Annotated in this window: 8 protein-coding genes; all 8 read left to right on the forward strand. The window is 70.2% G+C overall.

Annotation, left to right across the window (positions count from 1 at the left end):
* The first annotated feature begins 422 nt into the window (after positions 1-422).
* Positions 423-941: a hypothetical protein gene (locus RM812_RS39560; protein ID WP_007494400.1), complete on the forward strand. Its 519-nt coding sequence runs from the start codon at positions 423-425 to the stop codon at positions 939-941.
* 19 nt (positions 942-960) lie between these two features.
* Positions 961-3,342 (forward strand): type IV secretory system conjugative DNA transfer family protein, encoded by a 2,382-nt coding sequence (locus RM812_RS39565; protein ID WP_311585415.1) that lies wholly within the window; start codon positions 961-963, stop codon positions 3,340-3,342.
* Entirely contained in the window at positions 3,339-4,376 is a 1,038-nt protein-coding gene (locus RM812_RS39570) for a replication-relaxation family protein (RefSeq protein ID WP_311585417.1), read from the forward strand. Before RM812_RS39565 ends, RM812_RS39570 begins: the two co-directional genes overlap by 4 nt.
* A 72-nt stretch (positions 4,377-4,448) precedes the next feature.
* On the forward strand, positions 4,449-5,786 hold the full coding sequence (locus RM812_RS39575; protein ID WP_311585419.1) for a ParB/RepB/Spo0J family partition protein: 1,338 nt from the start codon (positions 4,449-4,451) through the stop codon (positions 5,784-5,786).
* Positions 5,783-6,916: a DUF4417 domain-containing protein gene (locus RM812_RS39580; RefSeq protein WP_007494394.1), complete on the forward strand. Its 1,134-nt coding sequence runs from the start codon at positions 5,783-5,785 to the stop codon at positions 6,914-6,916. Before RM812_RS39575 ends, RM812_RS39580 begins: the two co-directional genes overlap by 4 nt.
* A 2-nt stretch (positions 6,917-6,918) precedes the next feature.
* Positions 6,919-8,394 carry an amidoligase family protein gene (locus RM812_RS39585; RefSeq protein ID WP_311585422.1) on the forward strand — a complete coding sequence of 492 codons (1,476 nt, stop codon included), beginning with the start codon at positions 6,919-6,921 and terminating at the stop codon, positions 8,392-8,394.
* A gap of 80 nt (positions 8,395-8,474) precedes the next feature.
* A complete protein-coding gene (locus RM812_RS39590; protein ID WP_311585424.1) occupies positions 8,475-9,938 on the forward strand; it encodes an amidoligase family protein in 1,464 nt (487 codons plus the stop codon).
* A gap of 15 nt (positions 9,939-9,953) precedes the next feature.
* Positions 9,954-10,431, forward strand: a 478-nt coding sequence (locus RM812_RS39595) for a hypothetical protein (RefSeq protein ID WP_311585426.1), incomplete at its 3' end; no start/stop codon positions are given.

Here is a 10,431-nt window from a genome sequence, read left to right on the forward strand (position 1 = left end):
CGGTAGCTCCGGGGGTGGGCCCGGGCCGGCGCGCACAAGCGAGGTGCGCTGCGTTGAGCATAGCGGTCGATGCTTACAACGTACGAGGACAGCCGCAGCCGGGCCCACGCAGGGCTGCCGACAGGCGTGGTAGCCCAGGCCAGGCAGGCGACGATCGCCAGGAGACGGGGCGCACCGCCAAGGTCCGCTTCGGTTAAGCGATCCGGCAGCTGCCCGACTGATGTCGAGGACACCTGACCTCCCACCGCGGCCGGACTCCTTGGCTGGTGGGCTCGGCCGGAGATCAAAAAAGTTCAGGCGCCCATGTCACACGGGCGTCCGAAACCGCACCTCTATAGGCATCCGCACTCCCCGTCTCCCCGGAGTTCCGACATGCCTGCTGCCTCTCTCCTTCCGGCCTTCTCGCGCCCAGGAGCCGCCCGATGACCACGAACGACGTCATCGACCGGCTGATCCAAGTCGGACAAGACCTCCCGGCGTACGGGCAGACCGCCATCACGTGGCTGACCGGCAACATGTGGTGGCTGATTCCCGTGCCGGTGGTCGTCGCTGTCTCCGTATCCGTCGCGCGTCGACGCTTCGGCCGGAAGCCGCTTAAGGACCGGCAGGCGTTCGAGCTCCTCCCGACCACCGGCTTCGATCCGGTGCTCGAGGACGTCCTCCGCTTCGCCAAGCAGCTGGCGCAGGCGCAGCGGAGTGTCTCGCGCTGGGCCTTCACTCCGGTGCGCGGCACGGCGGTGCGCGTGCGGCTGCTGTCCCAGGGCGGCCTGCTGACCATGCGCATTGAAGGGCCGGCCCGGGCCGCGGCGGTCCTTCGCCACCAGAGCTACAGCCAGTGCGAGATGCGGGCGGTCGGTCCCGCCGTAGCCAGCTCCGAGCGGCCGGAGATCCGTCTCGGCGTGGACCTCGACACCAGCTCTCAGACCGCTCTTGCGGCGTGACCTTCCGAAGGAGTCTGTGGTGAGCAAGAAGAAGGCGACATCCCCCCGTGGTCACGGACGCGGGCCGCGCAGGCCCAAGCCGCGCAAGGACACGCCCAAGCAGCAGCACGTAGCGCGCGCCGAGCTGGCGTTGGCGCTGCCGGACCACCTCGCCTTGCGCGAGGTGCCGATCAAGCCCGATCCGCTGGAGGCGCTCGCGGCCGCCGTCGCGGATGTGCGTGAGGACCTGGGTGAACGAGCGGACGTCGTCTTGGACTTGGTGCCGATTTCGCCCTCCCGGGTCGGCCGTCGGCGCAGCCGCCTGCTGGCGCGAGCGCGTCGCAACCCCAGCGGGATGCCGACGATACCCGGCCTTCCGCAGCAGGGTTCGGGGGGCGGCTTCGGGTTGGACCGTCTGGCGTCCCTGGGAAGCGAGATCGCGGCGGAGATGCGCGGGCAGCAGGGCCGCGGCGGCCAGCGCCCCGCTCAGCGCCAGCGCATGCCGACTGTGTCCGACGTCAAGGCGGCCATGGGCAAGTTCGGTCCGGGCGCGGATCCGGTGTTCGCCCTGCAGATGCTGATCCGTACCTGCTCCTCCGACCCGGCGCGGCCGCGGATACTGCTGGAGCAGATCATGGCAACGCTCGAGGGCTGGGCCGGCGACAACCACCTGCGCCCGGTGGGTGCGAACCTGCTCGTGACGCGGCTGCGCGCGGACTCGCGGCTCTACCGGCGCAGCTTCGACCGCCGATTCGTCACCGGCGAGTTCGCGCCGCGGCGTTCCAGCTGGGTAACCGGCGCGGAGCTCGCCGGCCTTCTCAAGCCCGCCACGAAGCACAACATGGCGGCCAACGTGGCCCGTTCGGGCGGTGTGGTGCCCCCGCCGCCGCCGAGCCTGCCCACGTGGACCGGCCAGGCGGATCTCCTTCCCCTGGGGTGGGTGGCCAAGCCCGGCGGCGGTGAGCGGCTGGCCGGCCTGCCCCTGGCCTACCTGCTGTTCGGGCTCTTCCTCGGGAAGGCGGGATACGGCAAGACGGAAATGTCGCTGGTGCAGGCCATCGCGCTCGCTCACAACGGGCACGGGACCCTCTTCCTGGACCCGCACGGCGACGGCTGGCAGCGTGCGCGGCCCTACCTCGCTCACCCGCACATCGCGCCGCGGCTGTGGGAGATCGACCTGACCTCGCCGGACCTGGACGCGATGGTGGGCTCCTGGAACCCGCTGTCCATGGAGAACCGTGGCGAGGAGGAAATCCCGGACATCGTCAACGCGATCGTCACCGGCTTCGCGAGCGCTCTGAACTGGTCGGACAGCGCGGGGCGAGCCAAGACCATCCTGACGCGATCGGTGCAGACCCTCGCCCATCTGTCCTGGATGTTGTCGCGGGCCGGCCGGCCCGAGTTGGCGCCGACGATCTTCCAGATCCGCACCCTGCTCAACGACGAGGTGTGGCGAGACGCGGTCGTGCCGTTTCTACCGAAGACGCTGCGGGACTTCTGGGTGCAGACCTACCCGAAGTACTCCAACGAGGCAACTCCCGTTGTCACGAACATCATCGAGCGTCTCGACAGCTCGAACGCCTTGAAGGGGTTCCTCGGGTCCTCGCTGAGCACGTACGACATCCGGCACGCCATGGACAACGGGAAGGTCGTCTTCGTGTGCCCGTCCGGCACCGGCGACACCGACCGCATCGTCTCCTGCCTGCTGATCTACGACCTGTTTCGCGCCGGGCTGTCGCGGCGCACCATGCCCGTCGCCGACCGCAAGGACTTCTACGCCTTCATCGACGAGCTGACCGCGGTGGACGGCGCGAGCAAGGGAACGCTCGCCGCGATCGCCGAGCAGCTGCGCAAGTACAAGGTGAAGCTCCTGGCGATGACGCAGATGGCGCAGCGGCTGTCGGCGACCACGAGGCAGGGCCTGCTGCAGAACCTGTCGATCCTGTCCACCACGGCCAGCGACATCGACGAGGCGCAGATGGTGGTGCGGCGCTGGGGCAAGAAGGTCGCTCCCGACACGATCTCGCAGCTGCAGCGCTACCACTACGTCATGTCCGTCACCCTCGACGGCGGCCAGAGCGACCCCTTCCGGGTCCGGGGCGCGAGCGTCGAGGACGTCTACAGCGACTACCACCGCCCCGATGACGTCCACCACCTGGACGCCGCGGTCAACGAGAACCTGCGCCGGCGCCGGGTGCGGGACATCCTCGACGACCTCGCCAGGCTCGACACCCGCATCCGTCTGTTCATGGCCACGCTGCCGCCGCCCCCGCCGGACGACGACGATCCCGGTCCCGAGGAGCCGCCGGTCGACGATCCGGGCCCCGAGCCGCCGGATGACGGCCCGGACCCGGCCGAGCAGGAGCCGGCCCCCAGCAACGTCACCTACCTCACCAAGACCAAGGGGTCACACGTCGGATGAGCACTCAGCCCGAACCCGAACTGCTGCACAGCCCGCAGCGGACCCTCAGCTTCCACGCCGTCGCCAAGTCGGCCCTCGACCTGCTGTACCAGCACCGCCTCATGACCACAGATCAGCTCGCCAGGCTGCTGACGCCGACTGCTCACAGCGCGTCCTACCTGCGGCGGCAGCTGGTGGCGCTCGAAGAGGGCGGCCTTGTCCAGCGCCTGCGCGCCCAGGGGAAGGCCAGCCCGGGCCACGGGTTCAACCGGCCCTACGTGTGGTTCCTGACCGAGACGGGCGCCGACGCCGTGGAACAGGCGGCGGAGATCTTCTCCCGCCGCTACCGGGTGACACCCGAGTCGGCGGCCAGCACGCGCCAGGCCCACACCTTGGCCGTCAACGAGGTCGGCATCGCGTTCGTCGAGCACGCCCGCCGGCTCGGGCACGACTGCACGCCCCTTTCGTGGACCCCTGAGGTCGCCCACCGCATCCGCGACGGGCAGCGCCGCTTCGAGGACGATCACGTGATCTCCGACGCCGTCCTGCACTACGTCCACGTCCACCGCGGCGCTCGCACCATGCTGAACGTGTTCATCGAGCTCGATCGGGCCACCATGACCGCGGCCGAGCTCGCCAAGAAGGTCTCCGCGTACGGGCGGCTGTACGAGTTCGTGCCGCAGCACCCCGACCGGGCTCGGCGCTCCGCGGCGTCGACCCGGCCGGCGTGGCAGCACACGTACCCGGCCTTCCCGCGCCTGCTGATCGTCCTCGACGGTGCGCCCGGCCCCACCCTGGCCAAGCGGCTCGCCGACCGCACCGAAGACCTGTACACGCTCACCCGGGTCGACCCGCGCCTGTCCCGGCTCGCCAGCAACCTCTCCGTCGGGGTCACCACCCTTGCGCAGCTCAAGGAGCACGGCCCGTTCGGGCGGATCTTCACGCCGCTGCTGCGCGGAACACCCGAGCAGCGGCATCCCCTCACCGACATGCTGCTGCGCCGACCGGCCGCGGCGGCGCCGGCTCGCCACCCGCCCGCCCCCGCTCCCCGCTGACCTGCACGCATAACCCCTTCGGGGCCGGGCGCCTGCGCGCCTGACGACTACCTGTGAAAGGAGGCTCTGCCGATGACCGTCGCCGTTGAGGAATCCCCGGCCCCTGCGCCTGCCGTGCTGGGACTGGCCGAGGCTCTGGAGAGTTCGGAGCAACTGCGCCAGCGTCGTGTCGAGATGCTCCCGATGCGCGGCTCGGTCTACACCGACGTGCAGGGCCGCGGGCCAGGCCCGAGCACCAGCCCTGAAGGCCTCGCCGATCTGATCACCTCGATCTCGACCGTCGGCGTGCTCCATCCCGTCCTGGTGGAGGAACTGCCCGGTCCGGACAACCACATCCAGCGGCGCCTGGTGATCGGCGAACGCCGCTACCGGGCCTGCCGCTGGGGCGCGGTCAACCAGCCCGATAACCCGCGGTTCGACAAGCTGCCCGCCGTCATCTGCCCCGGACCGCTGAGTGACGAGGACCGCCGGACCTGGCAGCTGGTGGAGAACCTGGCTCGCGAGGACCTCCAGCCCGGCGAGCTCGCCAAGGCTCTGCTCCTGGAGCGCAGCGCGATCCTGCGTGCCCAGCTCGACAACGCCGGCATCGAGGTGAGCGAGGACGTCCAGCGGCTGGAAGACCCCGTCGCCCGCTTCGAGGCCCTGGAGAAGTTGCGCGGCAGCGACGCCAACCTCGCCGCGCCGTGGAACCTGGTGCTGCGCCGGCTGGGCCTGCAGATTACCCCACGCCGAGCTCGCGAGGTCGTTGCCGCGTTCCGGACCCTGCCGCGCGAACTGTCCGCGGACATGGACCAGCACCAGGTCGCGCTCGCCGCACGGACGAATCTCGCCCGCCTCAGCCGCGGACGTCGCGAGGCCGCCGCCGAACTGTGGCAGGCCGTCAAGCGTCTCGGCCGCACGGACCTGCTGTCGGCCGCTACCCGGGCACAGGCCACCAACCCGGACATGCCGGCCGACACCGCCGCCAGTGCCGCGGTCACCGCATACGAGCGAGCCAACGCCGAACGAGCCGCGGCACTTGCCCGGCCGCCGGCGCCGGCCGGCGGGCACGACGACGAGGACGATGCCGCAGCTCCGGACGAGACCACAGCGGCCCCCCTGGCTGACAGCGCGGATGCTGAACAGCCGCGACAGGGCGGCGAAACGACGGCCTTCGACGACATCTCCGAGGAACCGGTAACCGCAGGGTCGGGGGGCGAGCAACATCCGCGCGCTGACGAGCCGCTCGAGCCTGCCGAGCCCGTCGATCCGCCCGTCGTGACCGCCGCCCTTGAGGCGCTGCGCGCGCTCAACACCCAACTCGCAGAAGGCCGCGCCCTCCACCGATTCGACGCGGGCTCACTCCGCATGCTCCTGACCGACCTCCAGCGCCACACCAGCGCCGGCGCCGAAAGGACCGCTGCCGCATGACTGTCCCCCTGCCCATGCCCGGAGTCGGCAAGCCCGTTCCGGCACCCGCCTCCGGCTGCGACTGCAACAACTGCCCCTTCTTCATGGACAACCCCAGGGCCGTCGAACCCGTGTGCTCCGGCTGCACCTCCAGCTGCGAGTACTGCGGCTGCGCCCGCGCCGAGGACCCGCTCCCCGGCAGCGAGCCGGGACTGGCCTGCACTCGCTGCCCGATCCGCTGCGGCACCCGACCCGACCGCGAGGCCTGGATGAAGGACATCGGCGGCACGATGCATTTCACCGGCCTGCGGGCGCCCGGCACCCTCCCCGACCTGCCCCTGTTCACTCCCCAGGTCGACGGACACGACGTGCCGACCCTCGACGCCCAGCTCCGCTGGCCCGCGTACGCCCTCGGGCTGCGCCGCGTCATCAGCCCCAAGACGCACAAGCTGTTCCCCCGCTGGGAGGGCCAGACCGCGCATCAGTTCCTGAACCTGCGGCCCGAGCAGAAGGCCATCCTCAGCGGCTACGCGGAAGACCCTCTCGTCGAGGCGTACTGGACGCGCCGCAAGGCCGACGGCTTCGCCGAGATGCTCGCCGCCCAAAAGTGGGACCTCGTACTCACCCCGAACGCGTCGATGTACTTCAACCAGCCCCGCGCCGAGAACCTGATCAACATGCGGCGCAACCTGATGCTCGCCGCCGAACTCTCCGCCGCCGGCGTCACTGCAGTCCCCAACATCTACTGGCTCCGCCTCGAAGACCTCGACCGCTACCTCGACTGGCTCGACGAGACCCCCGCTCTGCCGCCCGCCCTGGCCATGAACCTGCAGACGTTCCGCACGCAGGCCGACTGGGAGGAGATGGCGGTCCCAGGTCTTACCTACCTGGCCGCCACCCTCCCGCCGGACCTGCCCATGGTCCTGACCGGAGCCAGCCGCGCCGACCGGATCGCCACCCTCAAGGCCCTCTTCCCCGGCCGGCTCTACCTCATCAGCCAGAACCCGCTGCAGTACGCCCGTCACGGCGCCGTCATGACCGAGGAAGGACGCGTCGACACCCACGCGCGCACCGAGGACCTGTTCACCGCCAACGTCCGCTTCTACGCCGGCCTCGCCGACGGCACCATCACCCCACGGAACGAGGCCTGATTATGGGCTCGGGCAGCCGGATCGACCACCAGCACCACCTCGTCGCCACCACCGCGGCGGGGCTGACCATCGAGGCCCTGGCCGAGCGGGTCGACCTCATGCCCGAGGGCCAGCGTGAACTCATCGACCAAGCTCTGGCGATCCAGGCCCGGTGGGAGGCGAACAACGGACGGGCCTCGCTCGAGGAAGCGATGGAGTACTGGGGCCTGCGCGACCGGCTCCGGTTGGAGCATGACCTGTGGAACGGACACGGCCTCATTGAGGACGCCGAGCGCGAAGACGTCCAGGACCAAGACAGCCCCGGTTTCCCGCCCCGGGCCACCGAGCCACCGGCCGACATCCCCGTCCAGCGCGCTGCCGCTCAGCAGGTCCTGGACGAGGTCGCCGCCGAGCACAGCGCTGCCGCGGCGCTCCAGGTGCAGGCCCGTGACCGGTGGCCCGACGAGCGGGAAGTCAGCTTCGTTGAGGACTTCGAGGCCTTCCGCCAGGTCCACGACGCCGCGTGGGACCGGGAGCTCCGCGGCGAAGAAGCAGTGCCCTACCTGCTCGAAGACGCCACCGGCGGCCTCGGCGCCCGCGAAGGCGGGCGCGGCTTCGGCGTGGAGATCGAGTTCGTCACCGACGGCGACTACGACGACCAGGCGGAGGCACTGCGCGCCATCGGCAGGGACCTGCACGAAGCCGGTCTGGCGCGGGACAGCCGGCAACACGGTTATCACTCACAGGCGGCGGCCGGCTACACCGACGCCCCCAACGCCTGGCGGCTGGAGGACGACTGCACCGTGGCCGGCGAGATCGTCTCGCCGATCCTGTACGACGAGCCGCAGACCTGGCAGAACCTCGCCACCGTCTGCGAGATCGTCCGCCGGCACGGTGGCGGCGCCAGCGAACGTACCGGCGGCCACGTGCACGTCGGCCTGCACGACTACGACCACGACGTCGCCAACCACACCCGCCTCATGCAGATGTACGACCACTACGAGGACGTCCTGTTCCGGCTCGCCGCCAATCGCATCGCCCCCGACTCCGCACACCGCGGGACCGAATGGTGCGAGCCCAACTTCGTGCCCACAGGCGGATACCGCTCACTGAGCGAGGTGCAGCGCAACGGCCACGGCCTCGCGGTCAACCTCTCAGCAGCACACGGCCGGCGCAGCGACCACGGCGAGTTCCGGCTGTGGGACGGCTCGGTGGACCCCGCCGTCATCCAGACGCAGATCAACCTCTCCCTGGGCATGGTGAACGCGGCCGTGCGCGGCAGTGCTGCGCAAACCCGGCGCGGGGAGCGGATGCCGCTCGGCCGCCACCGGCAGGACTGGGGGCCCGATCACCGCCTCAGCGTCGGGGAGCTGGAGACCAACAGCCTCCACTTCCGCCAGTTCGCCGACGAGATCTTCCACCGGCGCGCACAGATGCAGCAGGCGGCTTCGCTCTACGCGGTCACCCGCTGGCAACAACCCGAGTACCAGGGCTGGTAGCGCCCGCCGTCACGTCCGCACATCACGCCGCCGACCTGTACCGCCTCGGTCGGCCAGATCACTGAAAGGGGGCCGTACCCATGGGATCCGGCAGCAGAATCGATCATCAGCACCACCTCGTCGCCACCACCGCGGCAGGCACCACCATCAGCGCTCCCAGCCAGGGAGTCAGCCTGTCCCCCGAGGACGAACTCCAGCAGTTGGTCAGCCGCGTGCTGCAGCTCGGCACGGCCGTAGCCGAGCGCCGCGAGAACCCGGAGGAGCTCGCCGAGTTCTACGAGCTCCGCCAGCGTCTACAGGATGAGTTCGGGCATGCCGAGGACTCGCTCGACGAGCAGATCGTGCAGGCCGCCGGCACAGGCGTGTCCGTACCCCAGCAGCGGGACCTCCCGCCGGAATGGGGCAGTGCGGAGGAGCGGGCTGTCCAGCGGGCCGCGGCGCAGCAGGTCCTGGACGAGGTCGCCGCCGAGCACCAGGCCGCCACCTCGCTCCAGGAGCAGGCCCGCGAACAGTGGCCGCCCGACGAGGTCAGCTACACGGAGGACTTCGACGCCTTCCAGCGCGACTACGACGCCGCCCGCGACCGCGCCGAACGCGGTGAGCAGGTCGTCCCCTACATGACGGAGAACGCCACTGGCGGTCTCGGCGCCCGCGAGGGCGGCCGCGGCTTCGGAGTGGAGATCGAGTTCGACATCGAGCCCGGCGTCGACAGGCAGCAGGCGATCCAGAACATCGCCCGTGAACTGCGCGACGCCGGCCTGTCCCGCACGGCCCGGCAGTACGGCTACCACTCGCAGCAGAGCGCGGGATACACCGACGAGCCGAACGCATGGCGGCTTGAGTCGGACTGCACCGTGGCCGGCGAGCTGGTCTCGCCGATCCTGTACGACGAGCCGCAGACCTGGCAGAACCTCGCCACGGCCTGTGAGATCATCGAGCGTAACGGCGGCCGCGCATCGTTCGGAACCGGCGGTCACGTGCACGTGGGCATGCACGACTTCGACCACGACGTCGCCAACCACACGCGCCTCATGCAGATGTACAAGGCCCATGAGGATGTGCTGTACCGGCTCGCGCAGAACCCCGCCTCCGAGGGGAACCAGCACCGGGGCACGCGCTGGTGCAGCCCTAACCCCGTGCCGTCCGAGGGATATTCGGCGATCTCGGAGATCAGTTCGTTCCATGGGCAGGCGGTGAATCTCAGCGGGGCTCGGCGCGGCGGGCAGAGCGCCCACGGCGAGTTCCGGCTGTGGGACGGCTCCCTCAACCCGTCCGTGATCCAGACGCAGGTGAAGCTCTCCCTGGGCATGGCCGCCGCGGCCGTGCGGCAGGACACCGCCGTCTCTGGTCCGCGTATGGAGTTGGGTAGCCACCGTGAGCAGCGACGTCAGGCCGGACTCGGGCAGCGGCGGCGGCTGTCCGGTGACGATTGGCGTTCGACTACCGCTAACTTCCGGCAACTGGTCGACTCGCTGTTCCAGCGCCCTGAGGATAAGGCTCAGGCCACCGCTCTATTCCACGAAACCCGCTGGCAGCGCCGCTAACCCCTTGGAGATGTCATGACGTTCATCCGCACCCGCAATGCCTCCTCGGCTGCTACGCCTCTCGACCCTCCGACCAAGGACGACGGCAGCAACTACGTCTTCGAGATGATCTACGACGGCGGGAGCTGGCGCGGTTACGCCGATACCCCGACCGAGCTCATGGAAGGCCTGATCCCGGAGTACCCCGAGCTGGTGAGCCCGAAGGAGAAGGCGGCTGCCCGAATCCGGCTCGCCTTGCGTCTTCAGGTCCAGCTGCAGGCTGTGCTCGCGGCATCGGAGGAGTTCGGGCAGTGCTCCCCCGAGCAGCAGCAGGCAATCCTCGCCCCGCGGGACACGCCGCCGGTTGTCAGCCGCTGGGACGCTCCCGTCCCGCTGGTGCTGGTGACCACGTTCTACAAGCCGGCCGGCCGTCTGCCGCGGCCTGAGGGACCCGAGGGCGCGCTGATCTGGATCGAGCCGGACGACGAGTGGAGCCTGCTGGTCTCGCTGCACC

Origin of the sequence: Streptomyces lancefieldiae, assembly GCF_031845825.1 — a bacterium.
GTDB lineage: Bacteria > Actinomycetota > Actinomycetes > Streptomycetales > Streptomycetaceae > Streptomyces > Streptomyces lancefieldiae.